Raw genomic sequence first — 22,104 nt, 5'->3', positions numbered from 1 at the left:
AAACCACTTGTTGACTAAGATAAGGTTATCCTAGGTTGTATAAAGCAACTTTATTAGTTTGCTTTACCTCTTCCATCACCACATAAGTACGAGTATCTGATACAGACGGCAATTTCAGTAAGGTTTCACCTAATAATCGTCGATATGCAGACATATCTGACACTCTAGTCTTCAATAAGTAGTCGAAATCACCAGAGACTAAATGGCACTCTTGAATATCATCAAGTAATTGTACTGCACGATTAAAGCGGTCAAAAATGTCTGGCGTGTCTCTGTTTAAGGTTATCTCTACAAACACTAACAGCGATGCACCTAAAAAATGTGGATTAACCAATGCGGTATAACCATTGATAAACCCCTGTTTTTCAAGTCTTTTAACCCTTTCCAAACATGGTGTCGGACTTAAGCCCACTCTTTTAGACAACTCTACATTAGAGATTCGTCCGTCAATTTGAAGCTCATGGAGAATGTTGCGATCGATACGATCTAAATCTTTAATAGAATAGTTTTTATTAGTTGCCATACATTTAACCTTGTTTTGTCCCTAAAACAATATTTAAACCTTTTTAAGGGGAATCTTTAGCAGCATAATCTGCTTAACCGGCACTATACTAGAGTTCCCTGAAATAAGCACGTTCAGGTCACAATTAATAACAACTATACCCACTTATAAGTGGGTTTTATGCAAATTGAGGCTCAAAATGATTATTGGTGTACCAACAGAAATCAAAAACCACGAATACCGTGTTGGCATGGTTCCTTCAAGCGTGCGCGAATTGACCATTAAAGGTCATGACGTTTTTGTTCAAACAGATGCGGGTGTGGGTATCGGTTTTACCGATCAAGATTATATTGATGCTGGTGCTTCAATTTTAGCAACTGCTGCTGAAGTCTTTGCTAAAGCTGAAATGATTGTAAAAGTGAAAGAGCCGTTAGCTGTTGAACGTGCGATGTTACGTAACGATCAGATTCTATTTACTTATCTACACCTTGCGCCAGATTTAGCTCAAACCAATGACCTAATCGCTAGTGGTGCTGTGTGTATCGCTTACGAAACAGTAACTGATGACCGTGGTGGTTTACCGCTACTTGCTCCGATGTCAGAAGTGGCTGGCCGTATGTCTATTCAAGCGGGTGCTCGTGCACTTGAAAAGTCTCTAGGTGGTCGCGGTATGCTATTAGGCGGCGTTCCTGGTGTTGAACCGGCTAAAGTTGTGATTATTGGCGGTGGCATGGTAGGAACTAACGCGGCCCAAATGGCGGTTGGCATGGGCGCTGATGTTGTTGTACTGGACCGCAGTATCGATGCATTACGTCGTTTAAACGTACAATTTGGATCAGCCGTTAAAGCCATTTATTCAACTGCTGATGCTATTGAGCGTCATGTGCTCGAAGCTGATCTAGTGATTGGTGGTGTATTAGTGCCGGGTGCTGCTGCACCAAAACTTATCACTAAAGACATGGTTAAGCGTATGAAGCCTGGTAGTGCTATTGTTGATGTTGCAATCGACCAAGGTGGTTGTGTAGAAACGTCACATGCTACAACTCACCAAGACCCAACTTACATTGTTGATGATGTAGTACATTATTGTGTTGCTAACATGCCTGGTGCTGTTGCACGTACATCTACTTTTGCATTAAACAATGCAACACTTCCTTATATCATTAAGTTAGCAAACCAAGGTTACAAACAAGCTTTATTAAATGACAAACATTTATTAAATGGCTTAAACGTAATCCACGGTAAACTCGTATGCAAAGAAGTTGCAGAAGCATTAAGCCTTGAGTTTACTGAACCAAAGAGCATGCTTAACTAATAACCTTTGTTTAGGTTAACAATGTTAACCTTATTCAGAATCAATAAAAATGCCGCATAATTAATGCGGCATTTTTTATCATTATATCTTCCGTTTTGTACTAATTTGATTGAGACTGTTTTTCTAATAACGCGAAGAACGCTTGTTCTGGCATCGGTTTGTAAAAAAAGTATCCCTGCACGGCCTCAATATTTTGCTGTTTAATAAAGTCCAGCTCTGTTTGAGTTTCAACGCCTTCTGCGACAATAGTTAAGTCGAGTGCCCGGCTCATACTGACAATGGCTTCAATCAGTGCTTCATGTCGAGTACCCATTGATATTTTTTGGATGAAAGACTTATCAATTTTCACCTGATCAACTGGGAAATTCGCCAGATATGATAATGAAGAATAGCCCGTCCCAAAATCATCAACCGAAATTTGCATTCCACGATGTCTAAGCTCTATTAACAATTGATTAATTGTGTCGAGTTTTTTCATCATAAGTGACTCAGTGATTTCTAATGTAATCAATGAATAGGGAAACTCGTTCGTACCATACTCGGTGTCTTTGGCATCAAAATAACTTAAAAATCGTTGCTGTAATTCGGTTGTCCAAAATTCGATGGTCGATACATTAATAGATAATGGGATTGCTAAACTACGTTTTTGTAAGGTCGTAATGGTATCAAGAGCTTGGTTTCTGACCCACTCGCCAATTTGCACGATAAAGCCTGACTCTTCAGCAATTGGAATAAACTCATCCGGCGAAATAAATCGGCCATCATATTGCCAGCGTAATAACACTTCCGCTTTAATAATTAAGCCGTTGTTTGGGTTTACTATAGGTTGATAATAAAGTTCAAACTGTTGGTTATTAATGGCCGATTTTAATCGTAAATGAAGCTCGGCATGGCGCTCTGCATCTTTTTGAATTTGTTGATTAAAAAATTGATAACAATTACGGCCATGTGACTTAGCATTATACATAGCTTGAGTTGCACAATTTAAAATTTGCTCAGCTTTGTCGGCATCATCAGGATATCTCGCTAAGCCAGTACTCATAGTCAGTTTAAGATGTTGTCCACCAACAGAAAAAGGATTATCTAATACAGCAGAGACATCGTGAACCATACTAATAAGCATTTCTGTCGACATTTCTCCTGGGAACACTAAAGCAAACTCATCGGCGGCAATCCGAGACAACAATACGTTTTCAGGGGTCACACTCGACAGACGTTTAGCCATCAAGGTTAGTACTAAGTCACCTTTATCATGTCCTAATGTGTCGTTTATTTGTTTAAAATGATCAATGTCTATCAACATCAAACTAAACTGTTTTTCACATTTTTGATGCTCATTATCAGGTTCAATAATGTTTTGTAAGCTGTCGAATAAATATTTACGATTGGCTAAACCGGTGAGTTGATCGTAATTTGTTTGAAAATGTATCGTTTGTTCGGCATTTTTTCGTGCGGAAATATCATTAATTAACCAGGCAAAACAATTTTGCTGGGTAAAAGAGTCACGGATTACTGCTACCGTTAACGATATATCAATAATGTCGTTATCGGTTCTTAATCCTTTTAACTCACCCTGCCAAGCATGTCCTCGCGATAAGTTATCAAACAAATCTGCAATTTGCTCAGCAGGAGAATGGCTCAAAAATCGTTGCACATCAAATAATTTAAGATTGGCATAATAAGTAGAGGTTAACGATTTAAAAATCGGGTTAGCAGACAGTACCGAATTATCTTCGCTGGTGATCACTAAGGCGATGGGTAAGCTGTTAAAGATTTTACTGCTTAAACGCTGAACATGCATACCGCGACTGCGTTCAATGGCCAAACTGGCTAAACGAGCCGCTTCTTGAATCAAAATTAAATCTTGTTCAGTGGGTGATTTAATGGTGTCGTAATACATGGCAAATGTGCCGAGCACTTTACCATCGCTGTCTTTAATCGGCTCAGACCAGCAAGCTTTTAAGCCACAGTTTAGCGGAATTTCTTTATATTGCTGCCAATTAGGATGAGTATCAATATCTTCAACAATAACCCGCTGGCCTAAAAAGGCAGCTGCGCCGCATGAGCCAGTTTGAGGACCAATTTCAACGCCATTAATAGCCTGATTGTAAGCATCTGGTAAGTTAGGTGCTGCCCCCGATATTAAACGTTTACCGTCATCGCTGATTAACAATACTGACGCGCGAGTGCCGACTTTTTGAGCCTCAATAAGTAGCACTAATGCGTTCAACATTTCACCGAGTGGCAAGCCTTGCAATACCATGTTCAAGATAGTGCTATAGCGCTCTAATCTTGATTCATGGTAACCATCTTGTTGAGGTTGTTGTACTGAATTGTCGATATTCGGTCCTATATCCATATTGCTCCGCAATGGTATGAGCTCACTTTGATACTACTCAATAATAGTAAATAAGATTATGCATTTATAGCATTTTTATCAACGTTAAATTATGCTTTTATTATATAAAACACTATAAAACATATTCTTTATTGTACAGATAAAAAAACGGTGCCTAAAAAAGCACCGTTAAGTAGTTGTTAATTATCGGTTACGTAAAATCGTACACCAATATTAGCGATAAAATTTTATTGAAATGCTATTCGGCAATACGTTCCATCTTAGCAAGATAAAAGCCGTCAAAGCCGCGCTCCGACACTAAGATGTTTTCATCTTCTAATAAAGTAAACTGTGGGTTTTCAGCTAAAAAAGCATCCACTTGTTGACGGTTTTCTTCTGGCATGATGGAACACGTTGCATAAATTAGCATCCCGCCGACTTTAACCATACGGCTATAACTTTGCAAAATATGCTTTTGCAGCTCAATTAACACAGGTAAACGCTCTGGAGTATCGCGCCATTTTGAATCTGGATTACGCTTTAATACGCCTAAACCAGAACATGGCACATCGAGTAATACACGATCTGCAGTAAGTTTTAAGCGTTTAATGGTTTTTGAACTGGCAATAATACGTGTTTCTACATTGTGTGCGCTGGCACGTTTGGCACGGGTTTTAAGATTGTCGAGTTTCCATTGCTCAACATCCATTGCCAGTAAACGCCCTTTGCCTTGCATTTGTGCTGCTATGTGTAAAGTTTTACCGCCCGCGCCTGCACATGCATCCACGACACGCATACCAGGTTTTGCGCCGACTGCATCAGCAACTAATTGCGAACCGGCATCTTGTTGTTCAAACCAACCATCTTTAAACGCATCGGTACGAAACAATGCAGAATCGGACGTGACCTCAACTGCCGAGCTCACATCAGGCAATGCAATCGCGGTAACCCCTTCTCTTTCCAGACGGGCAATCAGTTTTTCACGATCGCACTTTAATTCATTAACGCGTAAGTAACGTTTAGGTTGCTCTGCTAATGCTGCACGTTCTGCAGGCCACTTGTCGCCTAATTGAGCTTGACCTAACTCGTTTAGCCATTCTGGACAGCCATCCCATAGCACAGGGTCCGCTTTGGCTTTTTCAAGATTTGCATCAAAAGATGCTTGTTCAATTTGCAATGAATACTGCATTTTAGGCAAATCAAGGCCGTGAAACACATGCCAGCCATTAAGTAGTTTTGAACCTTGACGGTCAAACTCATCGGGGGTGATATCGACTAAAAAACAATATAGATTAAGCCGACGTAAGATATCGCCAGTAACTTGGGTGATCCGCGCTTGTTCTGATGGATTAAGCGATAAACCTGAAAAGTGCTCAGAATAAGCTCTATCTAATGGTTTTCCTCGGGTTAACACCATGGTTAGTACGTTTAATACTAATTCAGATGAACTGCCAGACAGCGGGTAAGTTAACATGGGCTCTCTCATAAAATAACAATCAGTGTAAAAACGTGCCGATCATAGGGATTTAGGCCACTGATAGCAAGAAAAAGCGACCCGAAGGTCGCTTAGTTTATAGGCCATTAACGCATTGGCTGTTGTTACATTTTTGAACCTTTAGCACCATAGAACAAAATAAAACCATAACACACAACGGGTAAAATAAAGGCTAATTGTAACCCCATACTGTCTGCCATTACGCCTTGTAATAACGGTACAATTGCGCCACCAACAATGGCTAAACATAAAATACCACTGCCTTGTGAGGTGTGAGGCCCTAAATCGCGCAACGCTAAGCTAAAAATAGTTGGGAACATAATTGAGTTGAATAAACCCACAGCCAAAATAGACCACATCGCAACCGCGCCGCTGCTGTTCATCGCCACTAAAACTAACGCTGCGGCCATTAACGAATTAAATGCTAATAGCGTACCCGCTGGAATTTTTTGCATCACAGCAGAACCAATAAAGCGGCCGACCATCGCTCCGCCCCAATAATAGGTAATGTACTTCGCTGCGTCAGCTTCTTGTAGTCCGGCGATATGTTCTTCGCCTAAAAAATTAACTAAAAAGCTGCCGATTGATACTTCTGCACCCACATAAACAAAAATGCCCACTGCGCCTAGAACTAAATGCATACTCTGCCATGCACTGGTTTTACCCTTATGTGAAACCACATCGTTGTTGTCTGATACGTCATTGTGTTCAGCAATGGTAGGTAAATTTAGTTTAGAAAAGATCAATGCCAATAAACCAAGCATGCCTGCTAAAATGAGGTAAGGCAGTTTAACGACTTCAGCTTCGGCTTGTGCATGACTTAAACCTTCTACTGCGCCTGTTGCTACGGACAAAATCAATATCGCGCCCAAAAATGGTGCGACGGTCGTGCCTAGAGCATTAAATGCTTGAGTTAAATTTAAACGGCTCGAGGCAGTTTCTACACTACCTAAAGCATTGACATAAGGGTTCGCGGCTACTTGTAAAATAGTAATCCCCGACGCCAACACAAACAGAGCGCCTAAAAATAAACCGTAAGTGGCAAATGCAGCGGCAGGGTAAAACAATAAACACCCTACACATGCAATCAATAATCCACACACGATACCTTTTTGGTAACCCATTTTTTTGACCAATTTACCGGCTGGCAGTGACACTAAAAAGTAAGCGCCAAAAAAGCAAAATTGGATCAGCATGGCTTCGGTATAATTAAGTGAGAACACCGCTTTTAAATGTGGGATTAAAATGTCATTTAAGCAGGTAATAAATCCCCACATAAAAAATAATGACGTTAACGACACGAGTGCAAAGCGGTAGTTACCGCTGCCACCTTCTGTCGTGGTGTGTTGTGTACTTTGCATTGTTGAAGCCATAATTGGTCTCTTCTTGTTAGTTATTTAGATTTGATTTTTAGAAATGTTTATATTTAAGCCAACTGTTGTCATTTCAACACAATGGCGTATTAAGGCCTATACAATACGATATTTGACCTTTAGATCAATTAAGCCGAAATACTTAGAGTACTTCGGCTTAATCAAGTTAGTCGATCAAGGCATAAAAACTGCTAAAACCAGGTAACACAATGGTGTTTGCTTGTTGCTTATCTTTATACCCTGCCACAAGTCCATGTTCATCAAGCACGGTATTAACCTTAAACTCAACCAATTCAAACTTTGATTGTTGTACCGATAAATTGAATAATACTAACATGCGCTGTGTGTCTAATGTTCTGACAAAAGCCAGCACATTAGGATGCGAATCAACAAATTGGATCTCACCGTCGATCAACACAGTTTGCTGTTTACGCCACGCTAAAAAGTGACGATAACTGTTTAAAATTGAATCGCTGTCGGCTTCTTGCACATCCACGGCACTGTTATTATGTTCGGATGCAATAGGCAACCAAGGCTCAACGTCGCTAAATCCTGCATTTGTGGCATTTTGTAACCAAGGCATGGGTGTTCTGCAACCATCACGCCCTTTGAACATTGGCCAAAATGCAATGCCAAATGGATCTTGTAATTGACTGAATTCGATAGAGGCTTCGGTTAAGCCTAACTCTTCACCTTGATAACTGCATACACTTCCACGTAATGAAAACAACATCGCATTGAGCATTTTGACCATTGTTGGGTTAACATCTTGCTTACCCCAACGCGAAGCAACACGTTTTACATCATGATTACCGATGGCCCAACATGGCCAACCATCACCAATACTGGCCTCCAATTCTTCTACTGTTTGGCGAATATATGCTGCACTAAAATCATCAGTTAATAACTCAAAACTGTACGCCATGTGTAAGCGATCATTGCCCTGAGTATATTCAGCCATAGTCGCAAGTGAGTCTTCTGAAGACACCTCTCCAAGCGTCACAGCACCTGGGTAGCGGTTAATCAACGCGCGTAACTCTTCAATAAAACCAACCGTTTGTGGTCGAGTATTATTGTAATAATGGTATTGATACGCATACGGATTGTCTTCGCTAAAGCCACGACCTTGACGTTTATCTTTCGGTTTTGCTGGGTTGTCGCGTAACTGTTCATCGTGATAACAAAAAGTAATGGCATCAAGGCGGAAGCCGTCTACCCCTTTTTTAAGCCAAAACTCAACATTATTTAGCACAGCCTGTCGAACTTGCGGGCAATGAAAGTTTAAATCCGGTTGGCTTTTAAGGAAATTATGTAAATAGTATTGTTGACGTCGAGGTTCCCATTCCCATGCACAACCACCAAAAATGGCTAACCAGTTATTCGGTGCGCTACCATCGTCTTTAGGATCTGCCCACACATACCAATCGGCTTTATCGTTATCGCGACTTTGTCTACTTTGCTCAAACCAAGCATGTTGATCAGAGGTATGACTTAACACTTGATCAATTACTACTTTTATATTGCGTAAATGAGCCTGCTCGATAAGTTGATCAAAGTCAGCCATTGTGCCAAATAATGGGTCAATCTCTAGGTAGTCACTAATGTCGTAACCGAAATCTTTCATTGGCGATTTAAAGAAAGGAGAAATCCATATTGCGTCAACGTTGAGGCTAGCAATATAGTCAAGCTTGGCTATTATTCCCTGCAAGTCACCCACTCCATCGCCATTAGAATCCATCAAACTGCGAGGATAAACTTGATAAATCACCCCTCCACGCCACCAGGTTACCTGACCCATTGTTTCCCCTTAAAGTAAGCTAACCCCTTTCAAGACCCAAAAGTTAACTTTATGTTGCGAACGAGTAACATTTCGCAGTTGTTTTATTAATATCCCTGAGGATACGTGAATAAGGAAATGAGGTTCAATACACCTGCATACGTATGCAAAGAAATAAATAGCATCACCCCTCAACCACAAACAAATATAATTAATAATAAACAAGTGCTTAAAGACAAATTTGATGTTCGGCGCAATGGCTTTTTTATGTGCAGCCAGCGCCTTATATCACTGCAACATGCTTTGAATACGTATGCATAATATTGTCGGCAAAAGTGTACTGGGAGTAGTATCGTCACTGTTGTGCAACAATTTGGTCATAACTTCAGCACTTATGCAGTCACTTAAAACAGTAATTAAGCATGCTGGAGCATAAACACAATAAAGACTGTAACCAAAATTCAAAAGGACACTAACACTCGACCTAAATCAAGTTGTTAAGTGTTCACTTAAAGGGGAAAGATGAATGTTGCTATTTAAACCGAGTCTATTAACGCTAGCATTAGCTGCCGCTGGCGCAAGCATGAGTGCTTACGCTGCAGACGATGTCAAAACAACAGAAACTGCAGACGAAAATATTGAAGTGATCCAGGTCACAGGTATTCGTCGCAGTTTACAAGAATCACAATCATTAAAAATGTCTTCATCTTCAATTGTCGAAGCCATTTCTGCAGAAGACATTGGTAAATTGCCCGATGTGAGTATCGCAGAATCACTTGCTCGCTTACCCGGTATTGCCGCACAGCGACTTGATGGCCGTGCAAACGTTATTTCTATTCGTGGTTTAGGACCAGACTTCACTACCGCTACCTTAAATGGTCGCGAGCAAGCGTCAGTCAATGACAATCGTGGCGTTGAATTTGACCAATACCCTTCAGAATTACTTAACCGTGTTGTGGTTTACAAAACCCCTGATGCATCTGTCATGGCGCAAGCTATTGGTGGCACAGTAGACATGCAAACTATTAGCCCATTAACCCATGGCGAACAGACCATTGCGATGTCACTTCGTGGCGAAATGAACGATTTAGGTTCATTAAACAGTGGTTCAGAAGACACGGGATACCGCGGCAGCATTTCATACATTGACCAATTTGCAGACGACACCATAGGTATTGCATTAGGTTATGCCCGTATGATGTCACCAAACCAAGAAGAGCGCTGGCAAGCTTGGGGTTACCCTGAAAATGCTAATGGCGATAGCGTGTTAGGTGGAGCAAAACCGTTTGTTCGCTCAAGCGAATTAGAGCGTGACGGTGTGCTAGCCGTGTTTGAATATGCACCTAATGAACAATTTACCTCTGTAGTTGATATTTATTACACTAAATTTACCGATGACCAGCGTTTACGCGGTATTGAAATCCCTGCAGCATGGGGCAGCAACGGTGGAGTTTCTGCTTTAACAACAGAAAATGGGTTGGTGACTCAAGGTACCATTAATGGCGCTGAAGTCGTTGTGCGTAACGATGTTAATAAACGTGATGCCGATTCTTTATCCATTGGATGGAACAACAAATACACCATCAATGATAACTGGCGCATTGAAGCTGACATCGCGATGTCAAAAGCCGATCGTACCGACATTGGTATGGAAAGTTACAGCGGCACTGGCCGTGGCACTGGTGTAGGCGCGGTTGATGACTTAGGTTTTGCCTACAATGGCGATGGCGGTTATGACTTTACTCACAACTTAGATTACGCCGATCCAAATGTGATTAAATTAGGCGACCCACTCGGCTGGGGCAGTCCATTAGGGCCTAACACGCAAGATGGCTTTATTAATAAACCAGAAATTGAGGATGAACTAAACTCATTCCGCTTAAGTGCAGAATACATCTTTGATGAAGGCGCTGTGCGCAGCGTTGAATTTGGTGTTAACCGCACAAATCGTGACAAGAGCAAGCTTGATAAAGGTTATTACTTAACACTTGCCGGTTACGATGGGTCAGATAACTACCTAGAAACTGTTCCCGATCAATTCTTGTTATCGCCTACTTCACTGGATTTTTTCGGCATGGGCGATGTACTCAGTTATGATTCGTTAGCCTTTTATAATGCTGGCGGTTACACCGAAACAGACGTAGCAGATGTCGATTTATCTCGCGCAACGAACTCATGGGCGATATCTGAAGAAGTGTCTACCGTGTTTGTTAAAGCAAACCTAGAATCTGAGTTAATGGGTTTTCCATTAACGGGTAACGTCGGTTTACAAGCCGTGCATACTGACCAAAGTTCAGACGGTACCGTCGCAACAGTCGAAGATGGCAACGTTATTTTAACGCCACGCACCGCAGGTGACTCTTACGTTGAATGGTTGCCAAGCTTAAACTTAGGTTTTGAAGTGGCCGATGGTCAAATGGTTCGCTTTGCAGCTGCCCGTACCCTAACCCGTGCTCGTATGGACAAAATGAATGCTAACGTCAACTTTAGCTATAATGAAAATCCAAATGACGGGGTTAACTGGTCTGGTGGTGCAGGTAATCCTGAGTTACGCCCATGGTTAGCACGTCAATATGACATTAGTTACGAAAACTACTTTAGCGACCAGGGATACTTTTCATTAGCCGTTTTCTATAAAGACCTTGAAAACTACGTCTACGATCAACAATCTGCCTTTGACTTTAGTACTATTTTACCTCAAGGCGCTGACGACAATCCAATCGGACTTGTGACTCAACCGCAAAATGGTCAAGGCGGTTATGTACAAGGTATCGAAGCATCTTTATCGCTAGATTTTGGCTTGTTTGCAGATCAACTTGAAGGTTTTGGTACCATCTTGAGCGGTTCGTATAACGACAGTGAAGTAAAAGAAACCTCAGATAGCGCAGCGACAACATTACCAGGACTATCTGAAAAAACCTTTAACGCAACAGTTTACTACGAAAACGCAGGATTTGAAGCGCGTATCAGTTCACGTTACCGTAGTGACTTCTTAGGTGAAGTGACTGCAATCAGCTTAACGCGTGTCAACGTCAACGTGAAAGCGGAAACCGTCGTCGATGCGCAAATTGGTTATGACTTTACTGAAAGTGGAATCGATGCTCTTTATGGTTTATCAGTTCAGTTCCAAGTCAACAACTTAACTAACGAGCCATTTACATCTTACACAGGTGAAGATGCTCGTCACGTTCGTGATTATCAAAACTACGGTCGTAACTTTATGCTAGGTGCAAACTACAAGTTCTAACTAGGCTTGTATTTTGAACTAAACTGACAAAAAGCCTCTGTAACCTATTACAGGGGCTTTTTATTGTGTGCATATAGTAAAAAGTCACTATAAACAAAAGGCGATAACAATGGATCAAACTACAATAAAAAACATTGTCATTGTGGGCGGCGGCACATCGGGTTGGATGACAGCGGCCATGTTAGCTAAGCTTTTCAATAAACAACTTGATATCACCCTGATTGAATCCGACGTCATTGGCACCATTGGCGTTGGAGAAGCCACTATTCCCCCGCTACAAATTTTTAATAGCGTGCTGGGCATTAAAGAAAGTGATTTTATTAACGCGACCCAAGCGACTTATAAATTAGGCATCGAATTTGAGCACTGGTATCAGCAAGGCGACAGCTACATGCACGCCTTTGGTAATATTGGCCGAGATCTAGGCTTTACCTCATTTCATCATTATTGGCTTTGCGCCCAAGCTGCACATAACGCTGACTCAGACACGCAATACAATCCGGCAGATTTTTGGCGTTATTCCATTAATTATCAGGCTGCTAAACACAATAAATTTCAACCTATTGCCAATATCCCCAATGCACAAATGTCGGGCATTACTCATGCCTACCATTTTGATGCCAGCTTATATGCCTCCATGCTGCAACAATATTGTTCGCAACGAGGCGTTACCCGCGTTGAGGGTAAAATAGATAAAACAGCACTCGATAACAACGGCAACATTGCCAGCGTTCACTTACAAAACGGCCAAACCATTGTCGGCGATTTATTTATCGACTGCTCCGGCTTTGCGGCCCTATTAATAGAACAAGCCTTAGGTGTGGATTATGAAAACTGGCAGCACTGGTTACCCTGCGACAGCGCCTACGCCGTGCCGTGTGAAAGCACCAGCCCCATGCTACCGTATACTAAAGCTACTGCGCATGATGCAGGTTGGCAATGGCGTATTCCGCTGCAACATCGCACCGGTAATGGCATTGTATATAGCAGCCAATACATGAGTGATATACAAGCAAAACAGCTGTTACTAAACAACCTTGATGGCAAACCATTAGCTGAACCGCGAAAAATCAATTTCACCACAGGTAGACGAGTAAAGCAGTGGCATAAAAACTGTATTGCGATTGGTTTATCGAGCGGATTTTTAGAGCCGCTAGAATCCACCAGTTTACATTTAGTGCAATCGGCGATTATTCGCTTAACTAAATTGTTCCCACATCACGGCATTCAATCTCAGCAAATCGATGAGTTTAACCGTCAATCACAAACCGAGTTTGAACAAATTCGCGACTTTATCATTTTGCATTACCACCTCAATACCAAACAAACAGCACCTGATAATACAGGGCTGTGGCAGTACTGCCGTGACATGAATATTCCAGATAGTTTGCGACAAAAAATCGATTTATTTCGACAAACAGCCTGCGTATTTAGACACCAAGACGAACTGTTTACCGAAGCCGCTTGGATACAGGTGATGCTCGGCCAAGGTATTCAACCGGCAGACTTTCATCCGCTCGCGGCAGCGGTTGAGCCGGCTGCATTACAAGACTACTTCGGCAATATAGTTAAAGTGATAAATACCACGGTTGCCAATATGCCTGAACATAGCGCGTTTATTCGGGCACTGTAACGAGCCCATAGTAAGTAACCAAATCCATTAACGTCATAAATAAAAAATAAAACGATATAGGACACCATATGACTTTATCAACTCGCCATATACACACAGTAAAGCCAGTAAAAAATCGTTTGTTTGCTGTATCCACTTTTTTAGGATTGGCGATGAGTTGCTGTGCATTGTCTGCTAATGCACAGGTCAACGTTGAGCCCCTGTCTTGGTGGGCTGGCATGCACAATCCGCACCTGCAGTTATTGGTAGCTGGCGACAACATAAGCGGCCATCAGGTTAAGCTGCTCAGCGCCCAGGGCGTAAAACTTATAAACACAGAGCAAACCGCGAGTCCCAATCATTTATTTATCAATTTAGATTTACAAGATGCCGAAGCACAACAACTAAAAATAGGCCTTTATGATAACGATCAGCTCGTTGAACAATTTGATTATGTCATTCAAGCAAGGGAAACTGGAGCGCGTGAACGTCAGGGCTTTAGCAATAAAGACGTGATTTACTTAATCACCCCAGATCGCTTTGTTAACGGTAATCCAGATAACGATAATCACCCTAGCATGTTAGAAAAAGCTAATCGCAGCATTGATAGTGGTCGTCATGGTGGCGACATTATGGGGATCCGCAAAGCGCTGCCCTACTTGCACGATTTAGGTGTAACTCAGTTGTGGATTAACCCGCTGCTTGAAAACAACCAAAAAAAGTATTCATATCACGGTTACTCTACCACTGACTTTTATAAAATTGATCCACGTTTTGGTACCAACCAAGAGTACCAAGCACTTGTGCAAGAAGCGCGTAGCTTTGGTATTGGGGTGATTAAAGATGTTATCGTTAATCACATGGGCTCAGGGCATCAATGGATGGCCGATTTCCCCAGCAAAACCTGGGTTAACGGCCAACAAGTCTGGCAGCAAAATCCGCAAGATATTTTGTACACAAGCCATCGTCGCACCACAATACAAGACCCATACGCTGTAACCAGTGACACCGCTGATTTTGATAAAGGTTGGTTTACCGACACCATGCCAGACCTAAATCAAACCGATCCACACATGGCGACTTACTTAATTCAAAACAGCATTTGGTGGGTTGAATATGCGGGGTTAAGTGGTATTCGCGAAGATACCTACTCTTATGCTGACAAAACATTTTTAACTCATTGGTCTAAAGCCATTATGGACGAATACCCTAACTTTAATATTGTTGGCGAAGAGTGGACAAGCAACCCCATTACCGTGAGTTACTGGCAAGCTGGCAAACAAAATAACGATGGTTACACCTCATACACCCCAAGTATGATGGACTTTCCACTGTACGACACCTTAATTGCCAGCTTAACCGAGCCAGAAGGTTGGGACACAGGCTTAATTAATTTGTATCAGCGTTTAGCCGACGATGTGGTGTATGCCAAACCGACAGACTTAGTCTTATTTGAAGGCAATCACGACACCAACCGTTTATACAGCCTAATGAAAAATGATTTAGGCTTATTTAATATCGCGATGGCTTACGTACTCACCAGCAACCGTATCCCACAGATTTTCTACGGCACCGAAGTGCTTATGCAAAGCCCAAGTGAAGGCAGAAACGATGGTGCCGTGCGCGGTGATTTCCCCGGTGGTTGGCCGCAAGATAAAGTAAATGCCTTAACAGGAAAAGGATTATCGGTACAGCAGCAACAAGCGCAAACGTTTATGCGCAGCTTGCTCAATTACCGTAAAAATTCTGCGGCAATACAACACGGTAATTTACGTCATTTTGTGCCTAAGGATGGCGTTTACGTGCAAAGCCGACATGCTGATAATGAAACCCTATTGATTATCTACAATAAAAATGATCAAAGCGTTGAGCTCGACTTACAACGCTTTAGCAGCGTATTTAATGGTAATACTCAAGGTGTTGATATTATCAATAAGCAATCCTATCAATTTGATACCCCGCTTAAGCTAGAGCAAAAAGGCGTGACTATTTTGTCATTAAGTCGGTAATTTTTACGCTTTGTCATGGCGAGGTTCATACATTTTAGATGAGCCGCGCCATCATTGAATCATCATGGTTAACCCCAATCTAGATAGCCAAGCTAAGTGCAATTCCAATAAAAAAGAGCCCCTATGTTATTATATTTTAAACCATATTTAATGAACAAGAGCCCACTAACCTGTGTAGTTGCATTAGGCTTAAGCTTAAGCCTCAGCGGATGCCAACCCACACATACAGATATTCAAAAAAATCAAAATGTGAGTCAATCGGCAGCGTCAATGACTAAAACCAAACAAATATCGACAACCGATAAACCTGTGGTCTATCAAGTTTTCACCCGCTTGTATGGGAACACAAATACCACTAATACACCCTGGGGCACTATCGCCGACAATGGCGTCGGCAAATTTAGCGACTTTACCGATACCGCCTTACAAGACATTAAATCACTAGGCACTACTCACATTTGGTATACCGGTGTGCCGCATCATGCCGTCATTAACGATTACACCGAGATTGATATCAACAATGACGATCCAGATGTGGTTAAAGGCCGTGCAGGTTCACCTTATGCGGTAAAAGATTATTACAACGTCAACCCAGATTTAGCGACCAATCCGGCTAATCGCTTGGCAGAATTTGAAGCCCTTATTGAGCGCACCCACGCCAATGGTATGCAAGTGATTATCGACATAGTGCCCAACCATATCGCCCGAAACTATCACTCTATGTCAGCTCCAAAAGGTGAATCTGACTTTGGTGCCAATGACGATACCTCGAAGGTTTATAACAAACATAACAACTTTTATTATGTAATAGGTGAAGAATTTACCGTACCAGACGCCCCCAATGGCTACGCCCCGCTAGGCGGTGAAACTCACCCTCTGATTGACGGTAAGTTTTCTGAATCTCCAGCAAAATGGACCGGTAATGGCTCACGCCTTGCAAAACCTGACGCCAACGACTGGTATGAAACCGTTAAAATAAATTATGGCGTAAAGCCAGACGGCAGCCACGACTTCCCGGCACTGCCAGTTGAATATGCAAGCAAAACGGCCGCAGAACATCTGGCGTTTTGGCAAGCAAAGGCCGCAGATGACATTCCTGACTCTTGGCATAAATTTGAACGTATTGCCCAATATTGGTTAGCAAAAGGCGTTGATGGATTTAGATATGATATGGCCGAAATGGTACCGGTAGAATTTTGGAGTTACCTCAACAGCCATATTAAACACACAAACCCCAATGCCTTTATATTAGCTGAGGTGTATAACCCTGATTTATATCGTGATTACATTCATTTAGGTAAAATGGATTACCTGTACGATAAAGTAGATTTATACGACAGCTTAAAAGCCATTATTCAAGGCAAAGCCAGCACGGCGGTTATCGCCACAGTGCAAGCTAAAGTTAGCGACATTGAGCAACACATGCTGCACTTTTTAGAAAACCACGACGAGCAGCGTATTAACACGTCCGACTTTGCTGGCAATGCATTTAATGCCCTGCCCGCAATGGTGGTATCGACCACATTAAGTCGCTCACCCACCCTGTTATATTTTGGCCAGGATGTGGGCGAGCAAGGCGCTGAAATGGCTGGATTTGGTCAACCGACTCGCACCAGTATTTTTGACTATGTTGGCGTGCCTGCACATCAACGCTGGATGAACAACGGCAAGTTTGATGGCGGGCAATCCACCCAAGATGAAAAGGCATTGCGCGCATATTATCAAACCTTGTTAACCCTAAGTCATAGTGCCCCAGCATTAACGGGCGAATATATCGAATTAGACACGCTACAGCGCCAACTTAATACCCAGGGGTACGATGATGAAGTATTTGCCTTTAGCCGTTTTAATGCTGAGCAGCAGTTGATCATTGTCAGTAATTTTAGCCAAATCGAGCCTAAATCATTTACGCTTATGCTTCCCAAAATACTCATCGAGCAATGGCACATCGTTGAAAATATAAGGCTGATTGATTTGCTCGCCCAGCAGCCATATGAGCACGATCTCATATTGGATAATAATGACCACGCCAGTGTTCAAATGCAATTACAACCATTGCAATCAGTGGTACTTGAGTTAACTCAAAAACACTAAACTTAAATTCGGATGGTTAAAACAAAAAATGCCGCAGATAAGCAATCTGCGGCACTTTTTAATATCAATCTGTATCAACCAATATCAATCTATTCGTCCAATCATTGTTCAGCACCGCTATCTCATAATCATTAACGGACTCTCAACCGTAAAACCAACAAAAGCCTAATAATTGAACTAGTGATTACAGATTTTATCTGCGGCAGTGGTGATACCATTATCACTGTCGATGAACTTACCTTTATTTTCTAAAAACGAGATCAACATATCAGCATCCATTTCAGTGGCAGAACAAGTGTGGTAACACGTATCTGCATCAAATGTTGTGTGCATCATAGCTTTAAGATCTTGTTTTGTTAGCGCGGCGCCATGTTCTAGCATCATTTGCATTACTTGATGACCATGAATTGATTCAGACATTATATCTCCAGTTAAGGTGTAAATTTTTTGTACTTTATATCTTATTCTTGTCCGATAAACCCTGATCTCGCACACAAGTTCAGCAAGGATGTTTCTAAAATTAAATAGAGAAAATTAAACATGACACAGCAATAACGCATTCTAGCGAGCGTAAATCTACGGTTACTAATAGAATAGAACTCTGTTTTAGCGTCATTTTGAGCCGTAATGCTGGTAAGTGAGATTAATCGCATTACAGCAGACGCTAAAACTGTGATAATGAACTATAAAATTTACCTTTAATCAGTTTGAATACACAGATTGGACTGTTGCTCATTGATTAGCGAAAAGGTGATTTATTTTTGCTTAATTTTTTTCCAATAGGATTTACGATGCGCGCTTTTGTAGTTCGAGCCAGAGCGGCTCCAGTTGATAGCCAACAGTTTTTGGCGGGGATTGGCCAATCTGCTCACACCGAAATTTTAGCCCACACCTTAATGAATACCATCTTCGTTGCGCAGTCTCATCGTGATGATGTCGTGGTGTATCTAGTGTTAGAAAGCACAAACGATTTTTCCCGCACAATATGCTTTCGTTCAAGTGAGCTAGGTCATATTGGTGGATTTCATGAGCAAAACCTCACCAATAAAATTGCTAAAGCATTAACAGCATCTAAAGGCATGGATAAAGAGCAGTTACGTGAAGTGGAAGCTGGTATTACCGTCCGCACAGTCAGTTTTGAAAAGCTGGTGCAAGAATTAGCCGAAGAATATCAGCTGTATATGTTAGAGAAAAAAGGCACGCCAGTTCGCGATATTGAGTTTGCGGTAAACCCATGTTTTTTATTGACCGACCATATTCCTATGCCTAAAAAGAGCTTTAACAGCTTAAAGCGTTTAGGCACCCAACATATTAATTTGGGCCCTAAAATGCTTTTTGCATCTCAATGCGTGGTGCTTATCCACAATGAATTAGACATGAGATTGTAAAAGTCGGCTTATTTACCCAAATGCTATCGATTCGAGTGCACAATTCACAATTCATACTGCACTCAAGTCTTTAGATTTCATTTAAGTAAAACCAAGTTTATATAGGGAAGTTCTTTATATGGAAATTCACGAACACTACAGTGACGAGGCGCGCATCCAACTCAGCTTCTTTTCATTTATGGCCATCGCACTTTGGATTTGTTTTGGCGCTGCCTTATCCTTTTCCATCGCATTTCACTTGGTCGTTTCAACACAAATCCATATTGAAGGCTCTGAAGGTGACGTTTTTTGGTTCGCTAGCTTAATGTATGCTTTTTTAGGTTTTGTGTTTTCGGTCATTGGCGCTGCACTCATTTACCCTATCTATAGTTTTTGGTGCGAACGTTCACGCGGCCAACGAGTAACAGGGAAATTTGCGCTAGTAAAACGTGAGTAACTTACCTTCACCTTCTGAGTTAGCGTGTCACTTCTTGCAAGCATGACAATACCATCTTGCCATTCTCGCTCTGAATACGTATGCAGATCTTTGCGGTAAAATCTAAAAGCGTCATATATTACTTGTTGATAACGATATAATAATAAACAACAAGGATACCGTATGACACCCTCATACTTACAGCCAGCGGCTTTGTGCGCTGGTGTTGATACTCGAGCTCAATTTAACAAACCAATCATTGGTTTAACCTACGCTTTAGCACTCTGTGGCTTGACCTTGTCGAGCATGGTGAATGCGAAAACTGTGCAGGTGAGCTCGCCAGACACCCACATCTATATCAGCTTAACAGACGACAGTGGCCACCCTGAATACCACATTCAATTTAACGGTAAAACCGTCATTAATCCGAGTAAACTAGGTTTAGTTTTTGCACAGCTAGGTGAACTTGGCAGTGAATTTACCATTAAGAATGTCACCCGTAACAGTGTTGACCAAACCTGGCAACAACCTTGGGGCGAACGTGAAAACGTACGCGATCATTACAATAGGATCGTCGCGACTTTATCTAACGGTAAGCTCGATTTTGATATTGAATTTAAAGCCTTTAACGACGGTATTGGCTTTCGTTATGTGGTACCAAAACAAGCAGGCTTGACGAGCACACCCAAACTGGATATTACAGACGAACTCACCGAGTTTGTTATCCCCAATCCACAGCAGACCACTGCATGGTGGATCCCCGGACGTGGTTGGAACCGGTATGAGTATTTATATCGCACCACTACACTCGATAAAATCGACCGCGCCCATACCCCGATGACATTTAGAACGGCTGATGGCGTGCACATGAGCATCCATGAAGCGGCACTAACTGATTATGCCGCCATGGTATTAAATCAAGGCCGAGACGGCACATTACGCGCAGATTTAACCCCGTGGTCAGATGGCATACGGGTAAAAACACAACCGGGATTTTCATCACCTTGGCGCACTATTCAAATCGCTAATGATGCTCCAGGGTTATTGAATTCAGATCTCATTCTTAATCTTAACGAACCTAACAAACTGGGTGATGTGTCTTGGGTACAACCGGGTAAATACGTGGGTATTTGGTGGGGTATGCACCTCAACGAAAACACCTGGGGTAGTGGGCCTAAACACGGCGCAACCACCAGCGAAACCAAACGCTACATGGACTTTGCTGCGCAATATGGCTTTGATGGCGTATTAGTTGAAGGTTGGAATGAAGGCTGGGACGGCAGCTGGTTTCACAATGGCGATGTATTTAGTTTTACCCAAGCTTATCCTGACTTTGATATGGAAGCGATAAGCCAATACGGCAAGAGTAAAAACGTTCGCTTAATTGGCCATCACGAAACCTCAGGCTCTGTGACGAACTACCGCAATCAAATGAGCGACGCTTATGACTTGTATAAAAAGCATGGCGTCACTCAAATAAAAACCGGTTATGTGGCAGACGGCGGCGACATAAAGCGCATTGATGAAAACGGCATAACCAGACACGAATGGCACGACGGCCAGTTTATGGTAAACGAATATCTACACAGCGTGACTGAAGCGGCAAAACGTGGCATTAGCATTAATACCCATGAACCAATTAAAGACACGGGCTTACGCCGCACTTACCCTAACTGGATTGCGCGCGAAGGCGCAAGAGGTCAAGAGTTTAATGCATGGGGCAGCCCGCCAAATACACCCGAACATACCGCTATATTACCGTACACTCGAATGCTGGCAGGACCAATGGACTTTACCCCAGGCATTTTCAATTTAGCACCTGAAGGTCTTGAGGCGATTAATCGGGTTAATACGACCTTAACCAAACAACTCGCACTGTATGTTGTGTTGTATAGCCCTATCCAAATGGCAGCAGACTTACCGCGTAATTATGTACAACGGCTCGATGCGTTTCAATTTATTCAAGATGTGCCTACCGACTGGAATGACAGCATCGCCCTCGCAGGTGACATTGGCGACTATGTGGCTTTTGCACGTAAACAACGTGACGCAGAAGATTGGTATTTGGGAGCGCTTACTGACGAAAAACCACGTAAAATTTCAATAAAACTGGATTTTTTAACACCAGGTAAACAATACCAGGCACAGATTTATCGCGATGGGGAAAAGGCTGACTGGCTCAGTAATCCTTATGACTATGTAATAGAAACCCAAACCGTCACAGCCACTGATTCACTTACGTTGTCACTCGCGCCTAGTGGCGGTACAGCAATTCGCTTTAAAGCCTTGTAATATGTTGCATAAGTGTGTGCTTTTCGTTGCTCAAATGCCATGAATACGTATGTAGTAAGTTGAACCCACAATATGCTCGAGGCTACTATAAAACCTGCTATTTCGTTCTCAAATTGCAGGATGAGAGGGCTAGGTCGTTTCTGGTGTGTCACGTGTTAAGTCCACCAGCTTTAAGTACCTCCGCTGTGTTTGTCGATGGTTTATTTGGACAATAGCCATAGTCAATGCTTAGGTCTTGGCGAATACT

The 22,104-nt window shown here is 42.2% G+C and carries 14 protein-coding genes; 8 read left to right on the top strand and 6 right to left on the bottom strand.

What is annotated here, in order from left to right; genetic code table 11:
* Positions 1 to 25: 25 nt before the first annotated feature.
* Complete coding sequence (gene lrp, locus IEY40_RS08865; RefSeq protein WP_188955275.1) at positions 26 to 523, bottom strand: leucine-responsive transcriptional regulator Lrp; 498 nt, start codon at positions 521 to 523, stop codon at positions 26 to 28.
* A 178-nt stretch (positions 524 to 701) separates the two neighbouring features.
* On the opposite strand from lrp, the gene ald reads away from it, so the two are divergent.
* Positions 702 to 1,817 carry an alanine dehydrogenase gene (gene ald, locus IEY40_RS08860; protein ID WP_188955273.1) on the top strand — a complete coding sequence of 372 codons (1,116 nt, stop codon included), beginning with the start codon at positions 702 to 704 and terminating at the stop codon, positions 1,815 to 1,817.
* 100 nt (positions 1,818 to 1,917) lie between these two features.
* Here ald and IEY40_RS08855 read toward each other — a convergent pair whose 3' ends face one another.
* From IEY40_RS08855 to IEY40_RS08840, 4 genes are all read right to left on the bottom strand, one after another.
* Positions 1,918 to 4,176, bottom strand: coding sequence for a sensor domain-containing phosphodiesterase (locus IEY40_RS08855; RefSeq protein WP_188955271.1), 2,259 nt, complete (start codon positions 4,174 to 4,176; stop codon positions 1,918 to 1,920).
* Between the two features lie 238 nt (positions 4,177 to 4,414).
* A complete protein-coding gene (locus IEY40_RS08850; RefSeq protein ID WP_188955269.1) occupies positions 4,415 to 5,629 on the bottom strand; it encodes an RsmB/NOP family class I SAM-dependent RNA methyltransferase in 1,215 nt (404 codons plus the stop codon).
* A 125-nt stretch (positions 5,630 to 5,754) separates the two neighbouring features.
* Positions 5,755 to 7,023 carry a sugar MFS transporter gene (locus IEY40_RS08845; RefSeq protein ID WP_188955267.1) on the bottom strand — a complete coding sequence of 423 codons (1,269 nt, stop codon included), beginning with the start codon at positions 7,021 to 7,023 and terminating at the stop codon, positions 5,755 to 5,757.
* Positions 7,024 to 7,189: 166 nt separating this feature from the next.
* Positions 7,190 to 8,821 (bottom strand): alpha-glucosidase family protein, encoded by a 1,632-nt coding sequence (locus IEY40_RS08840; RefSeq protein WP_188955265.1) that lies wholly within the window; start codon positions 8,819 to 8,821, stop codon positions 7,190 to 7,192.
* A 505-nt stretch (positions 8,822 to 9,326) separates the two neighbouring features.
* On the opposite strand from IEY40_RS08840, the gene IEY40_RS08835 reads away from it, so the two are divergent.
* The 4 genes from IEY40_RS08835 to IEY40_RS08820 all read left to right on the top strand — a co-directional run bounded on the left by IEY40_RS08835 (position 9,327) and on the right by IEY40_RS08820 (position 17,762).
* On the top strand, positions 9,327 to 12,047 hold the full coding sequence (locus IEY40_RS08835; protein WP_188955263.1) for a TonB-dependent receptor: 2,721 nt from the start codon (positions 9,327 to 9,329) through the stop codon (positions 12,045 to 12,047).
* Between the two features lie 109 nt (positions 12,048 to 12,156).
* Entirely contained in the window at positions 12,157 to 13,680 is a 1,524-nt protein-coding gene (locus IEY40_RS08830; RefSeq protein ID WP_188955261.1) for a tryptophan halogenase family protein, read from the top strand.
* A 68-nt stretch (positions 13,681 to 13,748) separates the two neighbouring features.
* Entirely contained in the window at positions 13,749 to 15,668 is a 1,920-nt protein-coding gene (locus IEY40_RS08825) for a glycoside hydrolase family 13 protein (RefSeq protein WP_188955259.1), read from the top strand.
* A gap of 123 nt (positions 15,669 to 15,791) precedes the next feature.
* A complete protein-coding gene (locus tag IEY40_RS08820; RefSeq protein WP_229777056.1) occupies positions 15,792 to 17,762 on the top strand; it encodes an alpha-amylase family protein in 1,971 nt (656 codons plus the stop codon).
* A gap of 177 nt (positions 17,763 to 17,939) precedes the next feature.
* On the opposite strand, the gene IEY40_RS08815 is transcribed toward IEY40_RS08820, so the two are convergent.
* Positions 17,940 to 18,182 (bottom strand): YecH family metal-binding protein, encoded by a 243-nt coding sequence (locus IEY40_RS08815; RefSeq protein ID WP_188955258.1) that lies wholly within the window; start codon positions 18,180 to 18,182, stop codon positions 17,940 to 17,942.
* Between the two features lie 371 nt (positions 18,183 to 18,553).
* On the opposite strand from IEY40_RS08815, the gene trmY reads away from it, so the two are divergent.
* The 3 genes from trmY to IEY40_RS08800 all read left to right on the top strand — a co-directional run bounded on the left by trmY (position 18,554) and on the right by IEY40_RS08800 (position 21,857).
* Entirely contained in the window at positions 18,554 to 19,150 is a 597-nt protein-coding gene (gene trmY, locus IEY40_RS08810) for a tRNA (pseudouridine(54)-N(1))-methyltransferase TrmY (RefSeq protein WP_188955256.1), read from the top strand.
* Positions 19,151 to 19,268: 118 nt separating this feature from the next.
* Entirely contained in the window at positions 19,269 to 19,586 is a 318-nt protein-coding gene (locus tag IEY40_RS08805) for a hypothetical protein (RefSeq protein ID WP_188955254.1), read from the top strand.
* A 285-nt stretch (positions 19,587 to 19,871) separates the two neighbouring features.
* Positions 19,872 to 21,857, top strand: a complete 1,986-nt coding sequence (locus tag IEY40_RS08800; protein ID WP_428848169.1) for a glycoside hydrolase family 97 protein — start codon at positions 19,872 to 19,874, stop codon at positions 21,855 to 21,857.
* Positions 21,858 to 22,104 lie beyond the last annotated feature (247 nt).

Origin of the sequence: Shewanella ulleungensis (assembly GCF_014648315.1) — a bacterium.
Classification (GTDB): domain Bacteria; phylum Pseudomonadota; class Gammaproteobacteria; order Enterobacterales; family Shewanellaceae; genus Shewanella; species Shewanella ulleungensis.
The sequence above is the reverse complement of the archived record's forward strand: the minus strand, read 5'-3'. Positions and strand labels throughout refer to the sequence as shown.

Excerpts from the sequence above, each read along its gene's own strand:
- IEY40_RS08820 (WP_229777056.1), top strand. The coding sequence starts at position 15,792 with ATGTTATTATATTTTAAACCATATTTAATGAACAAGAGCCCACTAACC.
- IEY40_RS08805 (WP_188955254.1), top strand. The coding sequence starts at position 19,269 with ATGGAAATTCACGAACACTACAGTGACGAGGCGCGCATCCAACTCAGC.
- IEY40_RS08850 (WP_188955269.1), bottom strand. The coding sequence starts at position 5,629 with ATGTTAACTTACCCGCTGTCTGGCAGTTCATCTGAATTAGTATTAAAC.
- IEY40_RS08825 (WP_188955259.1), top strand. The coding sequence starts at position 13,749 with ATGACTTTATCAACTCGCCATATACACACAGTAAAGCCAGTAAAAAAT.
- IEY40_RS08800 (WP_428848169.1), top strand. The coding sequence starts at position 19,872 with ATGGTGAATGCGAAAACTGTGCAGGTGAGCTCGCCAGACACCCACATC.
- IEY40_RS08815 (WP_188955258.1), bottom strand. The coding sequence starts at position 18,182 with ATGTCTGAATCAATTCATGGTCATCAAGTAATGCAAATGATGCTAGAA.
- IEY40_RS08830 (WP_188955261.1), top strand. The coding sequence starts at position 12,157 with ATGGATCAAACTACAATAAAAAACATTGTCATTGTGGGCGGCGGCACA.
- trmY (WP_188955256.1), top strand. The coding sequence starts at position 18,554 with ATGCGCGCTTTTGTAGTTCGAGCCAGAGCGGCTCCAGTTGATAGCCAA.
- lrp (WP_188955275.1), bottom strand. The coding sequence starts at position 523 with ATGGCAACTAATAAAAACTATTCTATTAAAGATTTAGATCGTATCGAT.
- IEY40_RS08835 (WP_188955263.1), top strand. The coding sequence starts at position 9,327 with ATGTTGCTATTTAAACCGAGTCTATTAACGCTAGCATTAGCTGCCGCT.
- IEY40_RS08845 (WP_188955267.1), bottom strand. The coding sequence starts at position 7,023 with ATGGCTTCAACAATGCAAAGTACACAACACACCACGACAGAAGGTGGC.
- IEY40_RS08855 (WP_188955271.1), bottom strand. The coding sequence starts at position 4,176 with ATGGATATAGGACCGAATATCGACAATTCAGTACAACAACCTCAACAA.
- ald (WP_188955273.1), top strand. The coding sequence starts at position 702 with ATGATTATTGGTGTACCAACAGAAATCAAAAACCACGAATACCGTGTT.
- IEY40_RS08840 (WP_188955265.1), bottom strand. The coding sequence starts at position 8,821 with ATGGGTCAGGTAACCTGGTGGCGTGGAGGGGTGATTTATCAAGTTTAT.